Annotated in this window: 25 protein-coding genes; 8 read left to right on the plus strand and 17 right to left on the minus strand. The window is 64.5% G+C overall.

What is annotated here, in order from left to right:
- Positions 1-18: 18 nt before the first annotated feature.
- The 5 genes from O7A05_RS08120 (at position 19) to O7A05_RS08140 (ending at position 6,397) form a co-directional block, all read left to right on the plus strand.
- Entirely contained in the window at positions 19-1,008 is a 990-nt protein-coding gene (locus O7A05_RS08120; protein ID WP_337092477.1) for a glycosyltransferase family 2 protein, read from the plus strand.
- On the plus strand, positions 1,008-1,946 hold the full coding sequence (locus O7A05_RS08125) for a glycosyltransferase family 2 protein (RefSeq protein ID WP_337092478.1): 939 nt from the start codon (positions 1,008-1,010) through the stop codon (positions 1,944-1,946). The genes O7A05_RS08120 and O7A05_RS08125 overlap by 1 nt, the downstream gene beginning before the upstream one ends.
- Complete coding sequence (locus O7A05_RS08130; RefSeq protein WP_415926979.1) at positions 1,936-2,919, plus strand: glycosyltransferase family 2 protein; 984 nt, start codon at positions 1,936-1,938, stop codon at positions 2,917-2,919. Before O7A05_RS08125 ends, O7A05_RS08130 begins: the two co-directional genes overlap by 11 nt.
- A gap of 32 nt (positions 2,920-2,951) precedes the next feature.
- Positions 2,952-3,848, plus strand: coding sequence for a UTP--glucose-1-phosphate uridylyltransferase GalU (gene galU / locus O7A05_RS08135; protein ID WP_337092479.1), 897 nt, complete (start codon positions 2,952-2,954; stop codon positions 3,846-3,848).
- 167 nt (positions 3,849-4,015) lie between these two features.
- The gene (locus tag O7A05_RS08140) at positions 4,016-6,397 is read left to right on the plus strand and encodes a polysaccharide biosynthesis tyrosine autokinase (protein WP_337092480.1); all 2,382 of its coding nucleotides are present in this window, start codon (positions 4,016-4,018) and stop codon (positions 6,395-6,397) included.
- A gap of 11 nt (positions 6,398-6,408) precedes the next feature.
- Here O7A05_RS08140 and O7A05_RS08145 read toward each other — a convergent pair whose 3' ends face one another.
- From O7A05_RS08145 to O7A05_RS08155, 3 genes are all read right to left on the minus strand, one after another.
- Positions 6,409-7,122, minus strand: coding sequence for a metallophosphoesterase (locus O7A05_RS08145; RefSeq protein WP_337092481.1), 714 nt, complete (start codon positions 7,120-7,122; stop codon positions 6,409-6,411).
- Positions 7,123-7,272: 150 nt separating this feature from the next.
- Complete coding sequence (locus tag O7A05_RS08150) at positions 7,273-8,352, minus strand: acyltransferase family protein (RefSeq protein ID WP_337092482.1); 1,080 nt, start codon at positions 8,350-8,352, stop codon at positions 7,273-7,275.
- 122 nt (positions 8,353-8,474) lie between these two features.
- On the minus strand, positions 8,475-10,382 hold the full coding sequence (locus O7A05_RS08155) for a propionyl-CoA synthetase (protein ID WP_337092483.1): 1,908 nt from the start codon (positions 10,380-10,382) through the stop codon (positions 8,475-8,477).
- A 588-nt stretch (positions 10,383-10,970) separates the two neighbouring features.
- On the opposite strand from O7A05_RS08155, the gene O7A05_RS08160 reads away from it, so the two are divergent.
- From O7A05_RS08160 to O7A05_RS08170, 3 genes are read left to right on the plus strand one after another with little or no spacing between them, the layout of a single operon-like run.
- A complete protein-coding gene (locus O7A05_RS08160; RefSeq protein ID WP_337092484.1) occupies positions 10,971-11,258 on the plus strand; it encodes a PqqD family protein in 288 nt (95 codons plus the stop codon).
- Entirely contained in the window at positions 11,258-11,689 is a 432-nt protein-coding gene (locus O7A05_RS08165; RefSeq protein WP_337092485.1) for a lasso peptide biosynthesis B2 protein, read from the plus strand. The genes O7A05_RS08160 and O7A05_RS08165 overlap by 1 nt, the downstream gene beginning before the upstream one ends.
- Positions 11,686-12,666, plus strand: coding sequence for a serine kinase (locus O7A05_RS08170; RefSeq protein WP_337092486.1), 981 nt, complete (start codon positions 11,686-11,688; stop codon positions 12,664-12,666). The genes O7A05_RS08165 and O7A05_RS08170 overlap by 4 nt, the downstream gene beginning before the upstream one ends.
- 14 nt (positions 12,667-12,680) lie before the next feature.
- On the opposite strand, the gene O7A05_RS08175 is transcribed toward O7A05_RS08170, so the two are convergent.
- The 14 genes from O7A05_RS08175 to O7A05_RS08240 form a co-directional block, all read right to left on the minus strand.
- A complete protein-coding gene (locus O7A05_RS08175) occupies positions 12,681-13,706 on the minus strand; it encodes a nucleotidyltransferase family protein (protein ID WP_337092487.1) in 1,026 nt (341 codons plus the stop codon).
- 267 nt (positions 13,707-13,973) lie between these two features.
- Positions 13,974-14,960 carry a dihydroxyacetone kinase subunit DhaK gene (gene dhaK, locus O7A05_RS08180; protein WP_337092488.1) on the minus strand — a complete coding sequence of 329 codons (987 nt, stop codon included), beginning with the start codon at positions 14,958-14,960 and terminating at the stop codon, positions 13,974-13,976.
- A gap of 78 nt (positions 14,961-15,038) precedes the next feature.
- Positions 15,039-15,470, minus strand: coding sequence for a hypothetical protein (locus O7A05_RS08185; protein WP_224711629.1), 432 nt, complete (start codon positions 15,468-15,470; stop codon positions 15,039-15,041).
- 7 nt (positions 15,471-15,477) lie between these two features.
- Positions 15,478-17,052 (minus strand): phosphoenolpyruvate--protein phosphotransferase, encoded by a 1,575-nt coding sequence (ptsP, locus tag O7A05_RS08190; RefSeq protein WP_337092489.1) that lies wholly within the window; start codon positions 17,050-17,052, stop codon positions 15,478-15,480.
- A gap of 41 nt (positions 17,053-17,093) precedes the next feature.
- Positions 17,094-17,396, minus strand: a complete 303-nt coding sequence (locus O7A05_RS08195; RefSeq protein ID WP_337092490.1) for an HPr family phosphocarrier protein — start codon at positions 17,394-17,396, stop codon at positions 17,094-17,096.
- Positions 17,397-17,415: 19 nt separating this feature from the next.
- Complete coding sequence (gene dhaM, locus O7A05_RS08200) at positions 17,416-17,805, minus strand: dihydroxyacetone kinase phosphoryl donor subunit DhaM (RefSeq protein ID WP_040988688.1); 390 nt, start codon at positions 17,803-17,805, stop codon at positions 17,416-17,418.
- Positions 17,805-18,404, minus strand: coding sequence for a dihydroxyacetone kinase subunit DhaL (dhaL, locus tag O7A05_RS08205; protein WP_337092491.1), 600 nt, complete (start codon positions 18,402-18,404; stop codon positions 17,805-17,807). The genes dhaM and dhaL overlap by 1 nt, the downstream gene beginning before the upstream one ends.
- A gap of 10 nt (positions 18,405-18,414) precedes the next feature.
- The gene (locus tag O7A05_RS08210; protein WP_337092492.1) at positions 18,415-20,055 is read right to left on the minus strand and encodes a dihydroxyacetone kinase subunit DhaK; all 1,641 of its coding nucleotides are present in this window, start codon (positions 20,053-20,055) and stop codon (positions 18,415-18,417) included.
- Between the two features lie 59 nt (positions 20,056-20,114).
- Complete coding sequence (locus O7A05_RS08215; RefSeq protein WP_337092493.1) at positions 20,115-21,128, minus strand: ABC transporter ATP-binding protein; 1,014 nt, start codon at positions 21,126-21,128, stop codon at positions 20,115-20,117.
- Positions 21,121-22,227, minus strand: a complete 1,107-nt coding sequence (locus O7A05_RS08220; RefSeq protein WP_337092494.1) for an ABC transporter ATP-binding protein — start codon at positions 22,225-22,227, stop codon at positions 21,121-21,123. Before O7A05_RS08220 ends, O7A05_RS08215 begins: the two co-directional genes overlap by 8 nt.
- A gap of 2 nt (positions 22,228-22,229) precedes the next feature.
- On the minus strand, positions 22,230-22,433 hold the full coding sequence (locus O7A05_RS08225) for a hypothetical protein (RefSeq protein ID WP_337092495.1): 204 nt from the start codon (positions 22,431-22,433) through the stop codon (positions 22,230-22,232).
- A 214-nt stretch (positions 22,434-22,647) separates the two neighbouring features.
- Positions 22,648-23,598 carry a carbohydrate ABC transporter permease gene (locus O7A05_RS08230; protein WP_337092496.1) on the minus strand — a complete coding sequence of 317 codons (951 nt, stop codon included), beginning with the start codon at positions 23,596-23,598 and terminating at the stop codon, positions 22,648-22,650.
- Positions 23,595-24,542 carry a carbohydrate ABC transporter permease gene (locus O7A05_RS08235; protein ID WP_140846721.1) on the minus strand — a complete coding sequence of 316 codons (948 nt, stop codon included), beginning with the start codon at positions 24,540-24,542 and terminating at the stop codon, positions 23,595-23,597. The genes O7A05_RS08230 and O7A05_RS08235 overlap by 4 nt, the downstream gene beginning before the upstream one ends.
- Before the next feature lie 123 nt (positions 24,543-24,665).
- On the minus strand, positions 24,666-25,997 hold the full coding sequence (locus tag O7A05_RS08240) for an ABC transporter substrate-binding protein (protein WP_337092497.1): 1,332 nt from the start codon (positions 25,995-25,997) through the stop codon (positions 24,666-24,668).
- Positions 25,998-26,183 lie beyond the last annotated feature (186 nt).

A 26,183-nucleotide genomic window follows, 5' to 3' on the forward strand; every position in this document is an offset into this window, starting at 1 on the left:
GAGGGCGCACAAGAACCGATGGCGCAGGCTACCCCCTCGATCCTGATCGTCATTCCCTGCCTCGACGAGGCTGCCCATATCGGCGGCCTGCTCGACCAATTGCGGCCGGCGGCGGCACGGCTGGGCGGCCGCATCGTCGTCGCCGACGGCGGCAGCACGGACGGCACGCAAGCCATCGTCGAAAACATCGTGGCGAAGGATCCCCGGGTCATCCTGCTCGCCAATCCGAAGCGCCTTCAAAGCGCTGCCATCAATCTCGCGGTGGCGAGTCTCGGCCAAGGCGTCGACTACCTCATCCGCATCGATGCGCATGGCGGCTATCCGGACGACTACTGCGACCGGCTGGTCGGGGAGGCGCTTGCCACCGGCGCCGATTCGGTCGTCGTTTCGATGCTGACTGCCGGCACCGGCGCCGTGCAAAAGGCTGTGGCGGCGGCGCAGAACTCCAAGCTCGGCACCGGCGGCTCGAAGCACCGGCACATGTCCGAGGGCGAATGGGTCGATCACGGCCACCACGCGCTGATGCGCATCGCCGCCTTCCGGCATGTCGGCGGCTATGACGAGAGCTTCAGCCACAATGAGGACGCCGAGCTCGACTACCGCCTGCGTCAGGCCGGCTACCGCATCTGGATGAGCGGCAGGACGCAGATGGTCTATTATCCGCGCTCGACGCTGAAGAGCCTCTATTTCCAGTATGTCGGCTATGGCCGCGGTCGCGCCAGGAACGTGCTGAAGCACCGCATGGTGCCGAAGGTCCGGCAGATGATCCCGTTGCTGGTCGCGCCCGTGGTGCTGCTCGCCCTGTTTTCCTTCGTCCATTGGCTGGCGACGGTGCCGTTCCTCATATGGGCGGCGGTGTGCCTCGGTTACGGCCTGGTGACGGCGATACGCCAGCGCAACGCCGGCATAGCGCTTGCCGGCGTCTCGGCGATGGTCATGCATTTCGGCTGGTCCGTCGGGTTCTGGCAGCAACTTTTGACGTCCCGCTCGCAGCGCAAGGTGGCGTGATGGCCGGGCGCTCGATCGACATCTGCATCTGCACTTTCCGTCGGCCGGAGCTGGCCGACACGCTGCGCTCCGTCGCCGCGCTAGAGAAGCCTGAGGGTTTGGAGATCGGAATCGTCATTGCCGACAATGACGACGAGCCCAGCGCGCAGAAACTGGTGAAGGCTTCGGCCGAGGAGCTGAAGCTGCCGATCCGCTATCGCCACGCGCCGGCGCGCAACATCTCGATCGCGCGCAACGCCTGCCTCGACGCCAGCGTTTCGGACTTCGTCGCCTTCATCGACGACGATGAGACGGCGTCGCCCTCCTGGCTGGTGGAATTGATGGCGGCGGCCGACGCCACAGGCGCCGCGGCGGTGCTCGGTCCGGTGCGGGCACATTACCGCCCCGACGCGCCGGACTGGATGCAAAAGGGCGACTTCCATTCCACCTTGCCGGTCTGGGTGCGCGGCGAGATTCGAACCGGCTACACCTGCAACGTCCTGCTTAGAATGACCGATGCGAGCCTGCGCGGCCGGCGCTTCAGCCTGGCACGCGGCCAGACCGGCGGCGAGGATACCGAGTTCTTCGACGCCATGGTCACGGCCGGCGGCCACATCGCGTTCGCTCCGCAAGCCTTCGTCGAAGAGGTCGTGCCGCGCGCCAGGGCCACGTTCGACTGGCTGCGCCGCCGCCGCTTCCGCTTTGGGCAGACGCATGGCCATCTGATCGGGCGCGGCGCCGGCGGGTTGCGCCGCGCCGGCCAGGTCGGGCTGGCTTCGGCCAAGGCCACTTACTGCTTCGGCATGGCGATTTTGACCGCGATCAGCCCGGTGCGGCGGAACCGCAGCGTGCTGCGCGGCATTATGCACGTTGGTGTCGTCAGCGGTTTGGTCGGCGTCCGTGAAATCCGCCAGTACGGCCTCACGTCGCCAGAACAAGGGAACAAGCGTGCAGCCTGACGTCAGCTTCGTCATCGCCGCCTATAACGCGGAAGCGACTCTCGACCGCGCCATCGCCGGCGCGATCGCGCAACTCGGCGTGACCGTCGAGGTCATCGTCGTCGACGACCAGTCGCGGGACGGCACGCTGGATGTGGCGCGCGCCTATCCGCAAGATATCGTCAAGGTGGTGGCGCTGCCCGCCAATCGTGGTCCGGGCGGCGCCCGTAATGCCGGACTCGACCTTGCCAAGGGCCGCTGGGTGGCGGTGCTCGATTCCGACGATGCGGTTCTTCCCGACCGGCTGGCCACGATGATCTCCCGCGCCGAAGCGGCAGGCGCCCAGATTGCGGTCGACAATGTGCAGGTCGTGCGCGAGGACGGTACGCCCGACGACATCATGTTCCCGACCAGCTATCTCGAAGACCTGCGCGAGATCTCGCTGGCCGACTACATCGCCGGCAATCTGGTCTTCGAATCGCGTTTCAATTTCGGCTATCTCAAGCCGATCTTCCAGCGTCGCTTCCTCGACGACAACAGGCTGCGCTACGACGAGAAGCTGCGCATCGGCGAGGACTACATTCTTCTGGCGAGCGCGCTGGCCAGCGGCGGCCGCTGCGTGGTCGAGCCGACCGTCGGCTATGTCTATCATATCCGCACCGGCTCGATCTCACGGGTGCTCGAATTGCATCACGTCGAGGCGATGACGCGCGCCGACGCTGCCTTCGCGGCGGCATTTCCCATGGACAGCAGCGCAGAGGCGGCCTTCGCCAGGCGTGGCCGCAGTCTGCGCAAGGCGTCGTCGTTCCTGTCCCTGGTTCAACACATCAAGGCGCGTGCGCCGCTCAAGGCGATCGGCGCGGCGCTCAGGGATCCGGGCGCGGTCAGGCATATGAGCATGCCTATCGCGGTCCGGCTCAGAAGGGTTGCGGCACAGCTTTGCCGTCGGGGCGGGGAGACGAAGCATGCGGGCGTTTTTATAGCCAGCGATTAGGTAGAAATCTTTTCTGTCAGAAGGAATATCAGATGCAGAAAGTCAGGAAGGCAGTCATTCCGGTGGCGGGGCTCGGAACGCGGTTCCTGCCGGCGACCAAGTCGTTGCCGAAGGAAATGCTGCCCGTCGTCGACAAGCCTGTCGTGCAATATGCCGTCGACGAAGCATTCGAGGCCGGCATCGAGCACATCGTCTTCGTCACCGGCCGCAACAAGGCGGTCATCGAGGACTATTTTGACCTGCATCCTGAACTGATCGGCACGCTGGAGCAGACCGGCAAGAAGGCGCAGCTCGAATCGCTGGAAAGCCTGTTGCCGGAGGCCGGCGCCACCTCTTTCATCCGCCAGCAGTCGCCGCAAGGCCTCGGCCACGCCGTATGGTGCGCGCGCGAGGTGATCGGCAACGAGCCCTTCGCGCTGCTGCTTCCCGACATGGTGTCCTTCGGCGCGCGCGGCTGCCTCGCCGAGACGGTCGATCTCTATCAGCGGACCGGCGGCAATGTGATCGCCGTCGAGCGCTGCGACCCGGCCGAAACCGGCAAATACGGCATTGTCGGCCGCGGCGACGAGGTTGGCTCCGGCTTCGAGATCACGGCGATGGTTGAGAAGCCCGCGCCAGCCAAGGCGCCGTCGAATTTCTACATCAACGGCCGCTACGTGCTGCAGCCGGAGATCTTCGCCCTGCTTGGCAACCAGCAGCGCGGCGCCGGCAACGAAATCCAGCTCACCGACGCCATGGTGCGCCTGGCTCAGAGCCAGCCTTTCTACGCCCAGCCGTTCGATGGCCGTATGTTCGACTGCGGCTCCAAGGAGGGCTTCATCGAGGCCACCATCGCCTTCGCCCTGGCGCGCGACGACATGAAGGGCCCTGTCTTCGAGATGCTGCAGCAATTTGTCCGGTCGCATGAGCGCCGGGAAGTAGCCGCATAATGCCCATCTTTCGGGTGCATATGAGGTTTCGCGATGGCGCGACAGCCACACCAGCGCCCGGGCCTTCCGGCCCGGCGCATCCTGGCAACAACGTTGCGCGGTCTTTTCTGGTCACGACGCCGATCTACCAAGGCCGATAGCGCCTGCAACCTGGAATTGGACCGACTATGAATTATGCCAACTTCCCTCTCGACAAGAGAACGCCGTTGCCCAGCACCGATTCGGAAAAGGGTGAAGACTTCATCGATGTCGAGCGTCTGCTTGGCATGGCCGCCCGACAGGCCAAGGTCGTGGCGGTCTGCGCCGCCATCGGCCTGTTTCTGGGCGTGATCTATCTGCAGACCACGCCCAAGCAATATATGTCCGTGGCGAGCGTCCTGATCGACGAGGGCCTGAACAAGGTCGTCGACGACATTTCGGCGGCGTCGCAAACCATGCAGACCGACGCTTCGCTGCTCAGCCAGATCGAAATCCTGACCTCCGCGCGCCTGGCGTCGGTGGTGGTCGACAAGCTGAAGCTCGACCAGAACGAAGCGTTCATGAACCCGCCCCAGTCGGCTCTGGCCAAGGGCGTCGGCTTCCTGCGCGGCGTGGTCGGATATTTCCGCAGCAGCTCGGCGAACGACATCCCGGGCATTGAGAATGTCGACGAGGCGACGCGCCAGGCCATGATCAAGACGGCACAGCACGACTATGCCGTGCTGAAGCTGCAGAGCGAGGTGCTGGCGCAGCGCAACGGCCGCAGCTACGTGATTTCGATCGGCTACCAGGCGCCGGATCCAGCTCTGGCCACGGCCATCACCAAGGCCTATGCCGATGCCTATCTGGCGGACCAGCTCAACGCCAGCTTCGACGCCACCGAGCGCGCGGCCTTGTGGCTGCAGGGCCGGCTCACCGAGTTGCGCGAAAGTTCCCAGCGAGCTGCAATGGCGGTCGAGAAGTTCAGGGCCGAACATGGGCTCTCCGCCAACAGCGACGGCCAGTTGCTGAGCGACAAGCAACTCGCCGATCTAAACGCCCAGCTCATCGTCGCCCAGGCCGATACCGCCAGAGCCAGCGCCCGCTACCAGCAATACAAGGCGATCGTCGACAGCGGCTCCGAAAGCGCCTTCAACGATTCGGCCATCGGTTCGGATCAGCCGAGCAGTTCGGTCATCATCGCGCTCAAGACCCGCTATCTGGCCGTCGCCAAGCGCCTGCAGGACGTCGAGACGAATTTCGGCAAGGATCACCCGCAGGCGGTCGCGCTGGCCAAGGAAAAGGCCGACGTCTCGGCGCAGATCTTCGGGCAGCTGAAGCAGCTCACCGAAAGCTACCGCAACGATTTCGAAGTGGCGCAGGCGCGCGAGAAGGCATTGCGCGACAAGATCTCCACCGCCGCCGGCAAGAGCTCGATCGACAACCAGTCGCAGGTGAAGCTGAAGGAGCTCGACCAGCAGGCGCAGGCGCTGACCACGCTCTACCAGACCTTCCTCAGCCGCTATGAGGAGGCCTCGCAGCAGCAGTCCTTCCCGGTCGGCAAGGTCCGTGTCATATCCGACGCGACGATGCCGCTCGCGGCTTCCAGCCCGCGCACCTTGCGCGTGCTGGCGCTGTCGCTGGTGCTCGGCCTGATGCTTGGCGCCGGCTTCGGTGGCCTCAACGAGTTCAACGAGCGTTTCTTCAGGACGGGCGAGGACATTCGTGACCGGGTCCGCCTGAAATTCCTCGGCTATCTGCCGACGATCGGAGGCGGCAAGGCCAAGGATTCCAAAGCCGACGACCTGCCGGCCGACGGCAAGGTGGCCAGCCTTTCCGCGGCTGAGAGGCGGGCGCGCATGCGCGTCAGCATCGACGCTCCGGCCTCGATGTTCGCCGAGACACTGCGCAACGCCAAGATCGCGTTCGATGTGGTGATGGAAGACCGCGGCAGCCGGGTGATCGGCGTCATTTCGGTGCTGCCCGGGGAGGGCAAGTCGACCGTGGCCGCGAATCTCGCCGGCCTGCTCGCCGCGAACGGGGCCAAGACCTTGCTCATCGACGGCGACCTGCGCAATCCGGGCTTGAGCCGCAGCCTCGGCATGGAGGCCGAGCAGGGCCTGATGGAAGCGGTGGTCAACGGCCAGACCTGGCAGTCGGTCGGCAAGGTCGACCGCCAGACCAAGCTGGCGATCATTCCCGCCGTGCTGCGCGGTCAGTTCTCGCACACCAGCGAGCTTCTGGGCTCGGCCGGCATGCGGCGCTTCATCGAGAATGCCAAGGAGACGTTCGAATACATCATCGTCGACCTGCCGCCGCTCGGCCCGGTCGTCGATGCCAAGGCCTTCGCGCCGCTGGTCGACAGTTTCGTCCTGGTCACCGAATGGGGCCGCACGCCCCGCAACATGGTGCGCTCGATGCTGGAATCCGAGCCCTATATCGCCAACAAGGTAATCGGCGCGGTGCTCAACAAGGTCAATCTGAAGAAGCTGGCCAAATACGGCTCGCTCGGCGGTTCGGAAAGGTTCTTCGACCGCTATTCGAGCTACTATCTGGAGAAGTCTGAGACGCGCGCGAAGCAAGCTGCTTGACGCGCTTGTCCCTAATCTCTTGAAGACAGCAGCCGTCCGTACTTGCCGATGATCCTGAGCGCGGTCAGCCGTCCCGTTTGAAAGGCGCCGGTGTCAATGTCGAGCCGGCGTCCATCGAGCGTCGGAGCGTCGACGATCGTGTGCCCGTGCACCACCCAGCGGTCGAGGCGATGCGCCGCCTGGAAGAACTCCTCGCGGATGTTGAGCAGGTCGCCCTCGTCCTGCACCTCGAGCGCGATGCCGGGTCGGATGCCGGCATGCACGAAGACGAATTGGTCGGAGCAGACCATCGCCGGCAGCGTGCGCAGGAAGTCGACATGGCTGGCTGGAATGGCCTCGCGTATGCGCGCATCCGCCTGCTCGCTCGAACCGTAGAGGCTTATCAGCCGGTCAGGGTCGACGCCGTAGGAGAACAGGGTTTCGCGGCCGCCATAGCCGAGCCAGGTTTCGCGCGAGAGGTGACCGTCCAGATAGAGGAGCAGCGCCACTTCATGGTTTCCCACGAGGCAGATGCGCTCGAAGCCCTTCGGCAGCGGCGCCATCAGATGGTCGATCACGCGCCGCGAATGTGGCCCGCGATCGATATAGTCGCCCAGCATGATGATGATCTTGCGGCCGCGGAACCGTTGCGCATCGATCTGGATCTTTTGCTCCAGCGCGCGCAGCTCGTCATAGCAGCCATGCACGTCGCCGATCGCGTAGACGACCGTGTCGCGCATGTCCATGACGAGGCGCTCGCGTGGCGCGGGTCGAGGGCGTCTCGATCGTTGGAAAAGATTCACGGATTGAGGCTCGGTTACTTGCACTGATCTGCGCCTCGATATCACGCCGAATACAAACAATTCCACACCGGCGCGCGATCGGCAGTCGCGTCGTCAGGCGGCCTTCAACCGATAGCGGAACAGCGTGTGGTCGAAGAGCAGGCGGATGCGCGGCTCGGCCTCCGCCGCAATCAGCCAGCTCACCGCGATCATGGCGGCACCGACGACGGGAATAGCGGCCAGATAGGGCACGCCGGCGCGCACCAAGGCGCCGAGCATCGCCGCGCCGACGACATCATGAATGAGATAGAGCGGATAGGTCATCAGCCCGATCCGTCGCCAACCGGGCCAGGAAAGGTCGAGGCGCAGCGACCACGCCATCAGCGCGACAGCCGTCAGGAAGATGATGATCGGCGCCGCGTAAGGCATGGCGGCTTCCACCTTGATGGCGTGCACGTCGACCGAGCTCGCGATCTGCAGCGCGCCCGCGAACAGGAACAAAGCCGTGAAGGCCAGACGCGGCAGGGTCGTCGCTTTGAAGCGCATCAGCCACAAAAGCACGCCGACGGCGAAGAATGCGCCGTGATGCACCAGCGCCAGCTGCAGCCAGCGCGTCTCGGCGAGATCGGTCCAGCCGAAGGCGAAATAGGCGCACCAGAACAATGTGCTGACGAGGCCGATGACGATGGCTACCCGCTCCATCAGGTCGAAACGGCCGAGCCGCAGCAGGACCCAGACGATGGCATAGAACGCGATCTCGATGCCGAGCGTCCAATAGACGCTGTCCACCCACGGCTCGAAGGGCACGAACAGCCCGGTGCGGACGAGGCGGATCAGGGCGTCCGTCGGCCAGGAGAGGCCGACCATCAGCAGGACGATCGCGGAGATCGGCGCGCAGATCCAGACCGCCGGCACCAGCCGCCTGAAGCGCGCCTCGAAGAATTTCAGCGGCGTCGCGTTCTCGGCGCTGAAGGCGATGACGAAACCGCTGATGACGAAGAACACCTGCACGCCGACCCAGCCGGAGCCGGCAAAACCCATTTCGGGATGGGGCGGGATGCCCCCGGTAGCGCGGGCCGAAATGCCGTCGGGAAAAGCCCAGACCCAGAACCCATAATGATAGAACATCACCATGACGGCAGCCAGGAATCGCAGGATGTCGACGCCGCCGAATGTCGTCTTGTGCTGAGCCATGCCGTGCCTTCGGTATGGCCCCCCATGCAAACTTTAAAGTCTGTTGCTGCGTTGCACAACAAGCGATTGCAGTGCGGGATAAATTCGTGAATTCTTCCTTAACGCGGCCGACTGCTTGGAGACTACGCTCCGATACCGCGTCCCTTCAGCGCCGCCGTAATCTCGTCGAGGATCGCGGGATCATCGATGGTCGCCGGCATTGTCCATTCCTCCTTGTCGGCGATCTTCTGCATTGTGCCGCGCAGGATCTTGCCGGAACGGGTTTTGGGCAGCCGCTTGATCGTCACCACGGTCTTGAAGGCGGCAACCGGGCCGATCCGCTCGCGCACCAGCCCCACCACCTCGCTTTCGATCGCTGCGGTATCGCGCGACACGCCGGCATTGAGCACGACGAAGCCGAGAGGCACCTGGCCCTTCATGGCATCGGCAATGCCGATAACCGCGCATTCGGCGACATCGGGATGGGCCGCCAGCACCTCTTCCATGGCGCCGGTCGAGAGCCGGTGGCCGGCGACGTTGATGATGTCGTCGGTGCGAGCCATCACATAGAGGTAGCCGTCCTCGTCCATCATGCCGGCGTCGGCCGTCTTGTAGTAGCCGGGGAACTCTTCGAGGTAGGCCTGGCGGAAACGGGCGTCGGCGTTCCACAGTGTCGGCAGGCAGCCGGCAGGCAGCGGCAGCTTGACCACGACATTGCCGAGCGTGCCGCGCGCCACCTCGTGGCCGGCATCGTCGAGGATGCGGATGTCGTAGCCCGGCATCGGCACGCCGGGCGAGCCGTACTTCACCGGCAACAGCCCGAGGCCGGCCGGATTGATCGTCATCGGCGAGCCGGTCTCGGTCTGCCACCAATGGTCGATGACGGGACGGTCGAGCTTCTGCTCCGCCCATTTAATGGTTTCGGGGTCGGCGCGCTCGCCTGCAAGGAACAGCGTGCGGAACTTCGACAGGTCGTATTTCGGCACGAACTCGCCCCTGGGATCCTGCCCCTTGATGGCGCGGAACGCGGTCGGCGCGGTGAACAGCGCCACCGCGCCGTGCTGCGAGATCACCCGCCAGTAGGTCCCGGCGTCCGGCGTGCCGACCGGCTTGCCTTCGAACAGCACGCTGGTGCAGCCATGCAAAAGCGGCCCGTAGACGATGTAGGAATGGCCGACCACCCAGCCGACATCGGAAGCCGCCCAGAACACTTCACCCGGCTTGACGCCGAACTCATTGTCCATGGTCCATTTCAGCGCGACCATGTGCCCGCCATTGTCGCGCACGATGCCCTTCGGCTGGCCGGTCGTGCCGGAGGTGTAGATGATGTAGAGCGGGTCGGTGGCCAATACCGGCACACAGTCGACATTGGCGCCGGCCGCCCGTTCGCGCGCCACCGCGTCCGCATAGTCGAAGTCGTAATTGTCCTTCATCTCGCAGCGCAGCTGCTCGCGCTGCAGGATCAGGCAGGCGTCGGGCTTGTGCTTCGACATCTCGATCGCCTTGTCGAGCAAGGGCTTGTAGGCGACCGTGCGTCCGGGCTCCAGGCCGCAGGAGGCAGTGATGATCAGCTTCGGCTTGGCGTCGTCGATGCGGGTGGCGAGCTCATGCGAGGCGAAGCCGCCGAACACCACCGAATGCACGGCGCCCAGCCTCGCTGAGGCGAGCATGGCGATGGCCGCTTCCGCCACCATCGGCATATAGATGATGACGCGGTCGCCCTTACCGATGCCGCGATGCCTCAGCACCGAGGCCAGCGCGACGACCTCGCGCTTCAATTCGGCATAGGTGAATTTTCGGATCGTGCCGGTGATCGCGCTGTCATGGATCAGCGCCAGCTGGTCGGCGCGGCCGCCCGCGACATGGCGGTCGAGGGCATTGTAGCAGGTGTTGCAGGTGGCGCCGGTGAACCAGCGGCCATAGACGCCTTCTGCCGGATCGAAGACCTTGTCGGCCGGCCTATACCAGTCGATCGCCTTGGCCGCCTCGGCCCAGAACCCTATGGGGTCGCGTTTCCAGCCCTCATAGACTTCATGGTAGCGTGAGGCCATAGACATTCCTCCCAGGACATTCTGCCGTCTGGGAATAGCCTAGAGCGAATTCCAGGAAAAAGTGTGAAACGGTTTTCCGTCCGGAATTGCGTAAAAACAAGGAGATGGAGCGGTCCGCCGTTCTGTGAAGGGCGAAACGCTCCAAGTCATTCTTGCCGGCAATGTCTTCCTACATTTTGGTCCACATCGCCGGCAAACGGCTCCGTCCGGCGCCTGGAGGCGTCGCCGTCACGGTCCGCGATATCAGCCGGCTTAAAGCGGCAGCGCCGCCAGCATCAGCCCGACGCCGCCCGCGATCAGGATGGCCGCCGCAAGCGCCTTCCGATGGCGCTCGAACGCCGTCGGAGCCCGTTCCCAATTGTAACGCATACAGATACTCCCCAAAGCCCGGCGGACTCATAGCTTACTTAGGGGAAGGAAGGCAACCCTGGCGGGCACCGGCCGGCTTGACAGTGGATGCGACTACCATGCTCATGGCGTGGTTTTTTTGCCGTAAGACGGCTGCCGCAACGGCGCAACTTCGGCGCGAGATGATGGACAGCGCGAGGTTGGCGCGCTATTTGCTCGCGGGCGAAGGGGAGCGGGCGCATGGCTGAGATTGGTTCTGAAACGGTGCTGCGGATGGCGGACGACGCCTCCCTGCAGCATGTCGGCGATGGCGCCGTCGTGCTTTTGGCGCGCAGCGGCCAGCTTTACACCTGCAACGACACGACCGAGGCTTTTCTCGACAAGGTGAACGGCGCACGCAACCTCAACCAGATCGTCGACCTGCTGTCGGACGAATTCGAGGTCGACAAGGCGACGCTCGGCCAGGACATGGCCGAATTGGCCGCCGAGCTGGTGGCCGAAGGCATCCTCGCCGACCCGGGCGCGTGATGGCCGACGGGCTGGTCCTGCGCGTCCTGTTTCGCGTCCATTTGTGGCTCAGCGCCCGCCTGATGCCGGTGCTGGTCGGCCGGCGCGATTTCGAAAGCGTGTTGAAACTGGCGCCGCTGCACTCGCCTGCGCCCTATCGCGACTTGCCCTGGACCTACATCGTCCATCGCGTCAAACGAACGGTACGGCACCCCTGGCTGATGCGTGACCGCAGATGCCTTCGGGAAGGTCTGCTCGGTTTTCGCTTTCTGCGCATGGCCGGTCTCGACCCGGAGCTGCGTTTCGGCGTCGATGCCAAGTCGATGCACGAGCCGCGCCTGTCGGCGCATTGCTGGGTGTGCCTGGATGGCAAGCCGGTGGTCAGCGACAGCCAGCCCGGCATGGTGGAGATCTACCGCCACCCGGCCAGGATGAAGGCGCCAGCCGCTTGAGCGACCAGACTTTCCGCTACAACCTCAATGGCCAGGTCATAGGCATCACCGCCGCGCGTGCCGATCTGTGGCCAACCTTCGACCTGATGCTCGGCACCCTGCGCGTGAACGAGCCTGTCCCGCCCGGTTTTCGCGTCGACATCGTCGAAACGCTTGAGTTGCAGGAGAACCCCGAAGGAAAGCTGGCTTTCGACGGCGACGTGCCGCTGGACGGCCATTGCCGCATGATCGACGCCGGAAGCGTCTTCCATCTCGTCTTTCCGGGTCAGCAGACGCTGTCGATCCGCGACGGCGCGCGCCGGGCCGAAATCCGTCTTCATCCAGACAGCAAGATCAAGTGGACGCTGCTGGTGATGGTGCTGGATGCGGCGCTCGATGCGGACGGCCAGCACATGCTGCACACCGCGGGTCTGACCTTGCCTGGAAAGGACGGCCTGGTTCTCATTCATGCGCCAAGCGGCACGGGCAAGTCGACGACGTCGCTCGCGCTTGCGTCGCGGGGCTTCGGCCTCTGCTCGGACGACGTCATGATCCTCAACGCAAGAGTGCAAGGCATAATGGCTTGGGGCATGCCGCGCAGGGTGAAGGTCCACCGCAACACGGCGGCAATGTTGCCCTTCGTCGCGCCTTGCCTGGGCGAAAACTGGGACGCCGAGGGCGAGCAATCCGTTTCGCTGGACCGCCTCGGCGAAATCATTCGTGTCGAAGATGTGCGCGCCAGGCCCGTTGCCGCGCTCCTGCACCTTGCACGCTCGGCAGACGCCGAGACCCGGCTGCTGCCGATGGCCAGGACAGACGCCATGGTGGCTTTGGCCACCGACAATGTAAGGACCGGCATGACCGGCCTGCTGTCGCTGCAGAAAAGGCGCATGGCGACGATCGCAGCCCTGGTCAAGGCGGTGCCGACCTTCACGCTGGAGGTCGGCGCAAGGCCGGTCGAGGCGGCGGCGCTGATCCGCGCCGCGGTGGATATTTAGCGAGGGTCCCGAGCTCAGGCTGGATACGGTCGCGGCCGCGCCAGCCTCTGCACCCAGCGGAAGGCATCGCGGCTGAGGCGCGAGCGCAGCTTTTCGCGGGAATTGACCCGAAGCAGCATGTTGCCGGTGATCAGCCATTTCGCCAACCGTATCGAGAGGTCCGGCTTGATGCGGTCGGCAAGCTCGATCGCGCGCGGCGCGCCGAACAGGCGTCCGGTGACGTTGAGAACCGTGGCCAGCTCGAGCTCGATGCCGGTCATACGAGCGGCATCGAGCAGCCGCGCATCCTCTCGAGGCGATTTCAGCGCCCGAACGCCTTGCAGCACGTCGACGCAGAGCTGCAAGCGGTGGAACTTGTGGCCGCCGGCGGCATGGACGATGGCGATGGTGAGCAGCGCGGCCGGCGTGTCGGTTTCGCCGCCGTCGATCGCCTGCAATTCGCGGAAGCCAAGCGACAGCCGTCTGCGCATGCCGGTGTCGTGCACCAGATTGCCATGCAATTCGATCAGCAGGCTGGAGTTCTCTTTCTCCAGCCATTTGAATTCCTGCAGTTCATGCGACTTGGCCTCGTCGCTGCCGAGCTCGAAGCCGCATTCGCGGATGGTCTTGTTGGCCTCCTCGATGCTGGCGGGGTCGACGAGAATGTCGATGTCGGTGAAGGGACGGTCCGCAACCTGGCTATAGAGCTTGCGCGCGAACACCGGCCCCTTGACGATCCGGGCCGGCACACCTTTTGCCGCCAGCGCCTTCATGATGCGGTCGCCGTGGTACTGCAACAACATCGATTGGCCGGTCGCCATCGTCGCCTCGTCGCGCAACTCCGACAATTTCCGCTGCAAGGCTGCGTCCTGCGGCAGTTGAGCGTCACCGATCTCCCGGAGTTTGCGCAGCATGATCGGCAGCACGCCGTGAAACTCGGCGTTGACGAGCAGCGCCAGCAGGGTTGCGGCCGCAACATCCCTGCCAACAGCAGGCGGCGCCTCGGGATCGGCGAAGGTCAGCAGCAGTTTTTCATCGGCAGGCGCAAGGGATGGCAGCATCAACCCGGACGGCGTTCGAACGATAGGAACAAGCCATGCTTACAGAAAAGCAAGCCGGAAACCAGTGCGCGGCGGCAGAGCCGGCTTGTGAGTTTGACTTTCTGCGCGGATCGTCCATTCTCTGGACTCGATCCGGAAGGTGGAATGACGAAAAAGAAAATATGAGGCGCCTTCGCTGCGCAAGGCTGGAAAACTGTCCAGCGTGGTGGCCGTCGCCGCGTCAAGGGCGCTTTGAGGCGTTCGGGCTTCGGTTTTGGCTGAAGCCGGCTACATCCCCCAGCGCAGCGCCGCCGTGTGCACCGGAGCATCCCATAGCGCTGTCATGTCGTCGTCGAGCAGGGTGAGCGTGATCGAGCATCCGGCCATGTCGAGCGAGGTCACATAGGACCCGACGAGCGAGCGGACCACCGTCACGCCCTTTTTCTCGAACATCCTGTGGGCACTGTTATACATCAGATAGAGTTCCATCGACGGCGTGCCGCCGAAGCCGTTGACGAACAGCAGCGCCGGCCCTTTGGCGCGGTCGCCAAGGTCGCCGGCGATCGCTGCGCAGACCTCCTCGGCGATGGCGTCGGCGCTCTTCAGCGCGTCGCGGCGCCGGCCGGACTCGCCATGGATGCCGACGCCGAATTCCATCTCGCCATCGCCGATCTCGAAAGTTGGCTTGCCGGCGGCTGGCACCGTGCCGCTGGTCAGCGCCACACCCATGGAGCGCGTCGCGGCATTGACGCGCTCGCCCAGCGCCTTGAGATCGGGCAAGGCCATACCTTGCTCGGCGGCGGCACCGACGATCTTTTCCACCACCAGCGTCCCGGCCACGCCGCGCCGCCCAGTCGTGTAGGACGAGTTCTCGACCGCGACGTCGTCATTGGTCACCACTTGCAGCACGCCGTCCGCCATCTCGGCCGCCATGTCGAAATTCATCACATCGCCTTCGTAGTTCTTGACGATGAACAGGCAGCCGGCGCCGGTGTCGACGGCCTCAACGGCCGCCAGCATCTGGTCGGGCGTCGGCGAGGTGAAGACCTGGCCGGGGCAGGCGGCGTCCAGCATGCCGTGGCCGACAAAACCGCCATGCAGCGGCTCGTGGCCGGAGCCGCCGCCCGAGATCAGCGCGACCTTGCCGGGTTTCAACGCCCTGCGGCGGATGAATTTGCGGTCGTCGCCAAGCACGAGGATGTCGGCATGAGCCGTCGCAAAGCCATCGAGGCTTTCGGCCAGGACCGTGTCCACCGAATTGATGAATTTTTTCATGGCAGTCCTCCCGACTGTCTTTAGTTTACGCAATCCCGAACGGAAAACCGCTACAGACTTTCCGGGAATTGCTTTGCTTTAGCCGCTGCCCTTGCCGGCGATGCTGGTTATCTTCTGGATGAATTCGTTGATCGCCCGGTCGAGCGCGGCGTTCTGCCTGTCGTCGCCGAAATCCGGCACGATGAGTGAGACATGGCGTGTCTTGCGCGGCCCGGAGGCCGCGGGCGCCTTGCCGGGATGCGCCTGGTGATAGGCGGCCATGAACTGGTCGCGCTCGGTCTGGCTGAAGTGGCAGACGGAAAAGATGGCCGGCAAATGCCTTGACGGGATCGGGATCGAATAGGTCGGGCTGGAGATCTGCGTGACGAAGCTGCGGTGCTTGCCGAGCGCGTCGGCAAGACGCTGGCGCATGCCCGACGGGCGCTGGTCGATCACCTGCGACAGGATCGTCTTATAGGCGCGGATCGCCTCTTCCGAGCCTGTTTCCGATATCTTCTCGGTCCTGGCCATGCCGCGTCTACACCCGAACGTCCGCGATGGCCGCCTTGGCCATGGCGAGTTGCGCAGGGGCGACCGATAGGTCGCGCAAGCCCGCCTCGAGCAGCGCCGGGATGGCTGCCGGATCGCCGCCCGCGTCGCCGCATAAGCTGACCGGAATACCTCTCTCCCGCCCGAAGGCCGCGATCGCAGCAATCAGCCGCAGCACCGCCGGGTGGCGCACGGTGTTGAGATGCGCCACGGCTGCGTTGTCCCGCGCGGCCGCCATCACATATTGCGTCAGGTCGTTGGAGCCGATCGAGAAGAAGGCGACATCGGCGAAATCTTCCGGCGCCAGCGCGACGGACGGCACCTCGACCATGATGCCGAGCGGCGGAAGCTCATGCGCCACGCCCTGCGCGGCAAGCGCGGCTTCTTCTTCGGCGAACAGCGCGGCGGCTTGGCTGTACTCCTCAGGCGTGGCGATCATCGGGAACATCACCTTCAGATTGCCGTGGATGGCGGCGCGCAGCAATGCCCGTATCTGCACGCGAAAAATATCGCGCCGCTTAAGCGAGAGCCGGATACCGCGCAGGCCGAGAAACGGGTTGGTCTCCTCGACGGTGAAACCCGGCACCGGCTTGTCGCCGCCGGCATCGACGGTGCGGATGGTCACCGGCTTGCCGCCGGCCCATTCCAGCACCTTGCGATAGGCACGGTATTGCGTCTCCTCGTCCGGCAGCGTCTTGCCGAACAGGAATTCGGTCCGCATCAGGCCGACGCCGTCGCAGCTTTCGATTTCGATGCCATCGACGTCGGAAGGATAGGCGATGTTGACCTGGACGCGCACGGCGGTGCCGGCCTTGGTCACCGCCGGCTCTGTCAGGAATGTCTTCGCCGCGCCTAGCCGGTCGGCAAAGGAGGAGGCGGATTGCCGGAAGGCCTCAATCTCCGCCGGCGATGGCGAGAAGACAATCGCGCCGCGTTCGGCATCGAGCAGCGCGACACCGGTGAGCGTTTCAGCCTCGTCGCCGAGACCGACGACCATGGGCACGCCGCGCGAGCGCGCCAGCATAGCGACATGACTGGCGGTGCTGCCGCGCATGAGCGCAATGCCGCCGCCCTCGCTCCAATCGGTTTCCAGGAAGCGCGTCGGCGCGATGTCCTCGCCGTAGAGGATCGCCCCCGGGGGTGCCGCGGCCTCGTTGTCCTCACTCAGCGCGCGCAGCACCTGGTCGCGGATGTCACGCAAATCCGCGGCGCGGGCGCGAAAATAGTCCTGGTCCGACGCTTCGTAGCCGGCGATCTCGCTGTCCAGCACCGCCCGCCATGCGGCGTCCGCCGGCTGCCCGGAGCCAATCGCCGCCAAGGCGGGACCGCTCAATGCGTCGTCCTCCAGCATGGCGATGTGGAATTCGAGGATGCCGGCGGCGTCGCCATCGGCGGTTTCGACCAGCGCCGCCAGCCGGCCGACGGCCTTGCCGATTGCGCTCACCAATGCGGTTTGTTCTTCCTCGGCGCTCGCCTTGGCCTTGTAGCTGGCCGGAGGCTGGTCGAGGTCGAACAGCGGGCCTTCGGCGTAACCGGGAGAGGCAGGGATACCCTCAACCCGCATGGCTCGCGTTCCTTGCGGGCTTGCCGTCATACAGATCGGTCTCAAGCGGACCGGGCATGATCCGCGTCCTCGTCGAAGTCACGCTGCACCAGATCGACCAGCGCTTTCACCGCCTGGGCCGCGCCCTCGCCCTTGGCGCGGATATGCAGCATGGTCCCTTTCGGCGCCTTCGCCGCCATCACCTTGACGATGCTCTTGGCGTCGAACCAGGGACCGTTGGCCGCCATCGCCACTTCCACCTCGGCCGCGAACGACTTGGCGAGCTTGGTGAACTTCACCGAAGGGCGCGCGTGCAGTCCCACCGCGTGGGTGATCAGGACCGTTGCTTCGGCGGATGCGGACATTCAGTCGGTTCCCCTTCGTTCACGACGGCGACAATTCATGCGCCGTCGCCACCACTTCCTTGAGTGAGGCGCCGCCGGAGGATTCGGTCGCCGCCATCACCGCGCCTTCGACGATCGGCGCGTTGCAGACGACTATTCTGTGGGAGCGGGGCTCGCCGATCATTTCGACCGCCATCTCCGAGTTGGTCTCGGCGCCGCCGAGATCGACCAGTATGGCGACGCCCGCGTCCGACCAGGCCTTGTCGATCGCTCCCATGATCGCCTCGACGCTGGTGCCGAGCCCGCCATGGCCGTTTCCGCCGCACCATGCAAGCGGCACTTCGTCGCCCACCATCTGGCGCACCATGTCGGCCGTGCCCTCGGCCACCAGGGGTGAATGCGACACGATGACGATACCGACATTGCTCATCAAATGTCCTCGACGGTTTCGGCGACTGCGCGCACCAGAAGCGCGGTCGAGCGCGCTCCCGCGTCCATATGCCCGATCGAGCGTTCTCCCAGGAAGGAGGCGCGCCCGCGCAAGGCCTTCATCGGCACCGTGGCTTCAGCCGCCTGATCGGCGGCGTCGGCGATTTCGCTTGCCGTCTTGCCTTGCGCCAGTGCCTCATACACCGGCTGCAGCACATCGAGCATGGTTTTTTGTCCCGGCTGCGATTTGCCGCGCGCCGCGACCGCCTCGATCGCCTTCCCCAGCGCCGCCGCCAGCCCGTTTCGATCCGGTGCCGCGGGCAGGTCCTTGCCGAGCGCCATGAACAACGTGCCGAACAACGGGCCGGAGGCACCGCCGACAGTCATCACCAGCTTGGTGCCGACCGCCTTCAACGCCTCGGGGAGCGGCTTCGCTACGAAAGTATCCGCCTCGGCACGCACGGCCTCGAAGCCGCGCTTCATGTTCAGCCCGTGGTCGCCGTCGCCGATCGCCTGGTCGAGCGCGGTCAATTCCTCGGCATGTGCCGCGATCGTATCGGCCGCCGCCGCGATCAGTCGGGAGAAATCGGCTGCGGCCATTGTCTGTCCTTCATGCCGGGGCGAACAGCGCCGCCACGGCAGCGAAAACTTCGGCGACCGCGAAGGCGCCTGGATCCGCTGTGTCAAGCTGCCTGCCGATATAGGCGGAGCGGCCGGCCTTCGCCTTCTGCATCGCCTCGGTTGCCTCGGCGCCTTGCCGCGCCGCTTCTGCCGCCGCTTCCAGCCCGCTTGCATCAAGCGCCCGCAGTGCCGGCTCCAGCGCATCGACCATGGTGCGGTCGCCGGCCTTGGCGCCGCCGTAGAAAGTCATGCGGTCTAGCCCGGCGAGCAACGCCTTGGGTAAAGTTGCGCCGAAACGCAAAGTCTGTGCGGCCGCCGTGAAGAAGATCGACAACAGCACGCCGCTGGAGCCGCCCATCGAGGTGCCCAACGTATCGCCGATTGCGGCAAATGTCGCGGCCTTGTCGGCGAGCGGCAGCGTGTCGATGCGCTCGAGAATGCTGCGCGCGCCCATCGCCACGGTCGAGCCGGTGTCGCCGTCGCCCGCCTTGGCGTCGAGCGCGTTGAGCGGCTCTTCGAGCGCGATCAGCTTCTGGCAGACGGCTTTGATCAGCCGCTCGGCGGCCGCATCGCGGCTGGCGGGCTTCATGGCTGCGCCGGTGGCGGGCTTGGCCATCGCGATAACGACCGGCTGACGAACCGGTTTTGCCGGCAGCCAGGCATGCGGGCCGACGGGCGCCAGCAGTGCCGCCTCGCGTCCCGCGTCCAGCTTGAGCAGCGACAGCGAGAAGCCGTTCATGTTGAGCGCCGTCATCAGATGCCCGGGGCCGATCGTCAGCGCCACGGCCTTCGCCAGCGGCGAGGACAAGACGGCGTTGGCGATCAAAGACATTTCGAGCGGCGGCACCGAGCCGAGATTGTTGATCAGCAAGGCATAATGGCTGCCGGGATCGAGCTGCGCGGCGAGGCGCTCGGCCATGACAGCGACGAACGCGCTGGCGCTCTGCAGCGCGATGCGCTCGACGCCCGGCTCGCCATGAATGCCGAGGCCGAGCTCGCCATCATTCGCGCCGAAGCGCTCCTCATGCGCCTGTCCGGGGATTGAGCAGGAGGAAAGCGAGATGCCGAGCGAAAAGATGTCCTTGGCCGCCGCCCGCGCCGCCGCGGCAACCGACGCCAGGTCGTGACCGGCTTCGGACAGATGACCGGCGATCTTGTGCACGAACAACGTGCCGGCGACGCCGCGCGGCTGGGCGATGTCGGGCAACGCGATGTCGTCGCCTACTATCACCATCTCGACCGCAAGGCCCTCGGCGCGCGCCTTTTCCGCGGCCAGTCCGAAATTGAGCCGGTCGCCGGTGTAGTTCTTGACGACCAGCAGGCAGCCGGCCGACCCCGTCGTGGCGCGGATCGCCGCCAGCACCGCCTCGACGCTGGGCGAAGCGAAGATCTCGCCGGAGACGGCCGCCGTCAGCATGCCGGCGCCGACGAAGCCGGCATGCGAGGGTTCATGCCCCGCGCCTCCGCCGGAAACGATCGCCACCTTCGTCTTGTCCCAGTCGGCGCGCAGCACGACCTTGATCTCGGGGTAGCCGTCAAGGCGAGCCAGCGCGCCCGATCCCGCCGTGGCGAGGAAACCGTCGAGCGCCTCGGTGACGATCGTGTCCTTGCGGTTGAAAAAGTGCTTCATGAATTTCGTCCAGTCCGTATCTGCAGTCGTCAATCGGTGTGCGATAAGCGCTTGGCCGGCTACATCAATCTCTGCCCGTCCGAGCCGAAATAGAGCGGCGCTGTATAGCGGATCGTCACTCTGTCCCCCTTTGCGAGCGGCGTGTCGGGATCGGTGAGCGTCACCAGCTTCTTCGGCCCGACCGTCACATGCAGGTGGTTCTGGTCGCCGAGATGCTCGACCCAGTCGACGACGCCGTCGGCATGACCGTTCAGCGCCTTCTCGATCGCGAGATGCTCGGTGCGCGCGCCGATCGTCATCGTTCCGGCCGGCGCGCCGCCGTCGGGCAGCAGTCCGGCAGGCAGAAGGTTGATCGCCGGCTGGCCGAGGCGGGCCGCGACATGCAGGTTCGCCGGCTCTGAATAGATCGCGCGCGGCGTGCCGATCTGCACCAGCACGCCGTCGGCGAGGATGCCGATCCGGTCGGCCATGGTCATCGCCTCGATCTGGTCATGCGTGACATAGAGCATGGTGGCGCCGAGTTCGGACTGGATGCGCTTGAGCTCGAGCCTGAGATCGGCGCGCAGCTTGGCGTCGAGCGAGGACAGCGGCTCGTCCATCAGGTAGATCGCGGGCTTGCGCACCAGGGCGCGGCCGATGGCGACGCGCTGCATCTCGCCGCCCGACAGTTTTGTCGAGCGGTTGTCGAGCTTGTGGTCGATGCGCACCATACGCGCCACCTCCTTGACGCGCAGGCGCACGGCCTCTTCCGGAAACCGCCGCGCCGGCGAGCGCAGCGGGAAGGCGAGATTGTCGAACACCGAAAGATGCGGATAGAGCGAATATTGCTGGAAGACGAAGGCGGTGTCGCGTTCTGCCGGCGACAGCGCCGTCGCGTCACGGCCGCCGATGTGGATCGTGCCGCTGTCCGGCCGTTCCAGCCCGGCGATCAGCCTCAGCGTCGTCGTCTTGCCGGCGCCGGTCGGCCCGAGCAGCACGACGAATTCGCCGTCCTTGATAACGAGGTCGAGATCGCTGATCGCAACGGTGTCGCCAAAACTCTTGGTCACGCCCTGGATACGGACATCAGCCATGGCGCGCCTCCGCTGCCTGATCATGCATGGCGGTCCGGACCGCTCGTCCGGAGCCTTTCTCGAATAGCGACAGCCGCGCGCCGTTCAGCGCCAGCCCGACCTGTTCACCGGGGCTGAGATGGATGCCCGCCGGCACCCTCGCCTTGATGATGCCGTCTGCCGTCTCGACAGCGACGATCTGCGTGGTGCCGAGATATTCGGTGCCGTAGATCGCGCCGCGCAGCTTCGAGCCGTCGTCGAAGCGGATATGCTCGGGCCGGATGCCGAGCGCCATGTCGGCAGGCGCTATATCCTCGCGCACCTCCGGCACCGCCACCCTGGCGCCCTGCACGACGATCTCCTTCGCGCCTTTGGCGAGCCCGCCGCCGAATTTCAGGAAATTCATCGGCGGCGAGCCGATGAAATCGGCGACGAACATGGTCGCCGGCCGGTCGTAAATTTCGCGCGGCGTGCCGAACTGTTCGATGACGCCGTGATTCATCACCGCAATCTTGTCGGCCATCGACATGGCTTCCATCTGGTCATGCGTGACATAGACGGTCGTTGCGTGGATGCGGTTGTGAAGCTCGCGCAGCTCATGCACCATCAGATCCCGGAATTCGGTATCCAGGGTGCCGAGCGGCTCGTCCATGAGAAAGCATTTCGGCCGCCGCACGATGGCGCGGCCGAGCGCGACGCGCTGGCGGTCGCCGCCGGCAAGGCCGGAGACGGACTTGTCGAGAAGATGATCAATGCGCAAGAGCTTCGCCGTCTCTTCGACACGGCTGCGGATTTCGGCCGACGGCATGCCCTGCGCCAAAAGCGGAAAGCCGATGTTCCGGCGCACATTCATATGCGGATAGAGCGCGAAGAGCTGGAAGACGAAGGCGATGTCGCGCTCGCGCGCCCGGCGCATGGTGACGTCCTCGCCGCCGAGCAGGATCTTGCCGCCGGTCGGCAATTCAAGGCCGGCGATCATGCGAAGCGTCGTCGTCTTGCCGCAGCCGGATGGCCCGAGCATGACGAAGAACTCGCCATCCTCGACGACGAAATTGGAATCCTGCACGGCGACGAATGCGCCGAAGGCCTTCCTCAGGTTCTGAACGCGGATCTCGGCCATATCTATTCCGGGAATTTCGAGACGACGATGAACATCACCGTGCCAGTGAGCATGGTGATGAACGAATAGGTGTAAAGCGACAGCGCGAAAGGCTGGAACAGCATCAGGAAGCCGATCGCGATGATCGCGGTCGCGATGTTTTCCATCAGGCCGCGCCTTGCCCAGCGGGGCCAAGAGGAGCGCTTGGAGGCAACAGAGCGGTTCATGCGTTCCTCCCTTCCTTCTCGTTCAAGGGGAGAGATGGTTGCCAAGGGGTTCCCCCACTCCGTCGCTGCTTCGCAGCGCCACCTCTCCCCCCTCCGGAGGGAGAGGAAGGGAGCCTGGCTGAATGAAGTTCGCGCCCCTCCTCTACCCCGTCGATCGGGGGAGAGGTGTCGAGCGAAGCTCGACGGAGTGGGGGTCGACTTATTCCCACACTAATCATTTGCGCACCGCGCCGAAGGTGATGCCGCGCAAGAGCTGCTTGCGGAGCAGGATGGTGAAGACGAGGATCGGCACCAGGAAGATGGTCGTGCCGGCGGCAACCGCCGGCCAGTCCTGGCCGCCCTCGCCGATGATGGTCGGGATGAAGGGCGGCGCGGTCTGCGCGCTGCCGGAAGTGAGCAGCGCTGCGAACGCATATTCGTTCCAGGCAAAGATCAGGCAGAAGATGGCGGTCGCGGCGATGCCGGTCGTTGCCTGCGGCAGCACCGTGCGCCAGAAGGCCTGCAGCCTGGTGTAGCCGTCGATCATCGCGGCCTCTTCATACTCGCGCGGGATCTCGTCGATGAAGCCCTTCAAGAGCCACACAGCCAGCGAGACATTGACCGCGGTGTAGAGCAGGATCATGCCGAGCGCGGTGTCGGAGAGGCCGAGCTCGCGGTACATCAGATAAATGGGAATGGCGACCGCGATCGGCGGCATGAAGCGCGTCGACAGGATAAAGAACAGAAGGTCGTCGGCCAAAGGCACCTTGAAGCGCGAGAAGCCATAGGCCGAGAGCGTGCCGAGGAACACCGCGCAGAAGGTCGAGCCGAAGGCGATGATCAGCGAGTTGACGAAGCGCGGCAGGAAGTTCGACGGGCCGGCAATGACCATGTTGCGCTTGCGCACGGTCTCGTCGCAGAAGCCGGTCGCCGGTCCGAGCGAATTGATATATTCCGGCGTCTGCCTTGTGCGTGTGGTGAAGAGGTTGCAATAGCCCTCGATGCTCGGCTGGAAGACGATCTTGGGCGGATAGGCGATCGAATCCGGCGGCGTCTTGAAGCTGGTGGCGAAGATCCAGAGCAGCGGCACGATCGAGATCAGCGCATAGGCTATGATGATCGTGCCGGCGACCAGCTTCGCCTTCGACGAGGGTGCTACGACGGAATGGGCGGTGGTCAGGCTCATCTCTGCTTCACCTTGTTGAGCGCCTTGACGTAGATGTTGGCCAGCCCGAACACGGCGACGAACAGGATGATGGCGAAGGCCGAGGAATAGCCGGTGCGCCAGCTCTCGAAAGCCTGCCGCTTCAGCGTGATCGAGGCGACCTCCGTGGTCGAGCCGGGTCCGCCGCCGGTGAGCAGGTTGACCATGTCGAACATCTTGAAATTCTCGATGCCGCGAAACAGCACCGCCAGCATGATGAAGGGCAGCGCCATCGGCAGCGTGATCGACCAGAATTGCCGCCAGTTGGAGGCGCGGTCGACCTCCGCCGCTTCATAGATGTATTCGGGAATGGAGCGCAGGCCGGCGAGGCAGATCAGCATGACGTAAGGCGTCCACATCCAGGTGTCGACGATGATGATCGCCCACGGCGCCAGCTCGACATTGGACAGCATCTGCACATTCGTCGGCGGAATGCCGGTGACGAAGGAGACGACGTAGGAAAACAGCCCGATCTGCGGCTCGTAGAGGAAGCGCCAGAAATTGCCGACCACCGCCGGCGACAGCATCATCGGCACCAGGATGATGGTGGTCCAGAAAGCGTGGCCGCGAAACTTGCGGTCGATCAGCCAGGCCAGCGTGAAGCCGATGACGGTCTGCAGGAGGATTGTCCAGAAGACAAAATGCGCCGTCGTCTGCATGGCGATCCAGATGTCCTGATCGCCGAGGATGCGCCGGTAATTGGCGAGCCCCAGATTCTTCACCACCTCGTTCGGCCGGTTGGCGCGGAAATTGGTGAAGGAGAGATAGATCGCCCAGAACAGCGGGAAGATGTTGATGGCCAACAGCAAAAGGATCGTCGGCGAGATGAACAGCCAGGCGAGGCCCTTGTCGCTGATGCCCCGGATCTTCTTGGCCAACGGTTCCGGTGTTGCCCGGGCAACGTTGTCCGCAGTCCGATCGAGCATGGTAAGTCCTGCTTCGGTCACGGGTAAGTCTCGCCTGTGGAATTTATCTGAACTGCGTCCCGTGCCAAGGGCGGCACGGGACGCTGCGGTTGGGCTCGGGAGGAGCCTTACATCTTGCCCCGACTACATCTTGCCGTCGTCCTGGAAGACCTGCGTCCAGTCCTTGACCAGGCCGTCCAGCGCGTCCTTGGCTGAGCCCTGGCCCGCCACGACATAGTCATGGAAGCGCTTCTGCGAGGCCTGCAGCAGCGGCGCGTAGCTGGGTTCCGCCCAGAAGTCCTTCACGATCGCCATGGAGTCGAGGAAGGCCTGCGCATAAGGCTGGCTGGACGGGAATTTCGGATCCTTGACCACCGAGTTCAGGCAGGAATAGCCGCCGAGTGACCACCATTTGGCCTGCACGTCCTTGTTGGCGAACCACTTGATGTATTTCAGCGCCGATTCCTGCTTGTCGGAGTAGGAAACCACCGAGATGCCCTGGCCGCCGAGCTGCGCGAACTGGTCGCCGTCAGGACCCTTCGGATTGACGAAGTAGCCGATCTTGTCGCCGCCGACATTCTCGTCCTTCTGCAGGCCGGGCCAGGTGAAGGCGAAGTTCATATGCATCGCCACCTGTCCGGATTTGAAGGCGTCCACACCCTCGCCCATGTAGCTGTTGGAGGCGCCGGGCGGCGTGCAGCAGTCGTAGAGCGCCTTGTAGAATTCCAGCCCCTTTACCGATTTCTCGGAGTTGACGAAGCCTTGCATCTCGTATGGCTTCTTCGGGTTCTCATACTGGAAGCCATAGCTGTAGAGCACGTCCATGGCGCCCATGGTGATGCCTTCCGAGCCGCGCTCGGTGTAGATCGAGGCGCCATAGACGGTCTTGCCGTCGATCTGCCGCTTCTGGAAGAATTCGGCGATCTGCTTCAGCTGGTCGAAGGTGGTCGGCGGGGCGAGGTCCCAGCCATACTTCTCCTTGAATTCCTTCTGCAATTCAGGCCGCGAGAACCAGTCCTTGCGATAGGTCCAGCCGACGACGTCGCCCATGGCCGGCAGCGCCCAGTAGTTCGGCGTGTTCTTCGGCCATTCCGAATAGCCGACCACCGTCGCCGGCACGAAGTCGTCCATGCTGATCTTCTCCTTGTCGAAGAAGTCGTTCAGCTTGACGTAATGGCCGTTCTCGGCGGCGCCGCCGATCCACTGGCTGTCGCCGATGATCAGGTCGCAGAGCTTGCCGTGCGAGTTGAGCTCGTTGAGGAAGCGGTCGGCATAATTGGTCCACGGCACGAACTCGAATTTCATGCCGATGCCAGTTTCCTTGGTGAAGTCCTTGGACAGTTCCACGAGCGCGTTGGCCGGATCCCAGGCCGCCCAGCACAGCGTCAGGTCTTCCGCATGCGCGACGTTCGAGACGGCTGTCGACGCAAAGATCGCCGAGGCCAGTCCCAACGCCAGTTTCAAGGTCGATTTCATGCCTACCTCCCATTTGCGAAACGCGTCCGGATGACGGTTTCAAAAGCCTCTCAACCCTCGCTCCTCCGAAGGCCCAAACATGGCGGGCTATGCGCGCCGCCGATGTTTAGTAATTTGTTTAGTGATGCTCTTTTTACTAAACAACGCAAGCAAATTCGTTGCTGCGCCGCAGCATTGCGAAACGCA

Origin of the sequence: Mesorhizobium argentiipisi (SeqCode) (assembly GCF_037179585.1) — a bacterium.
Classification (GTDB): Bacteria; Pseudomonadota; Alphaproteobacteria; order Rhizobiales; family Rhizobiaceae; genus Mesorhizobium; species Mesorhizobium argentiipisi.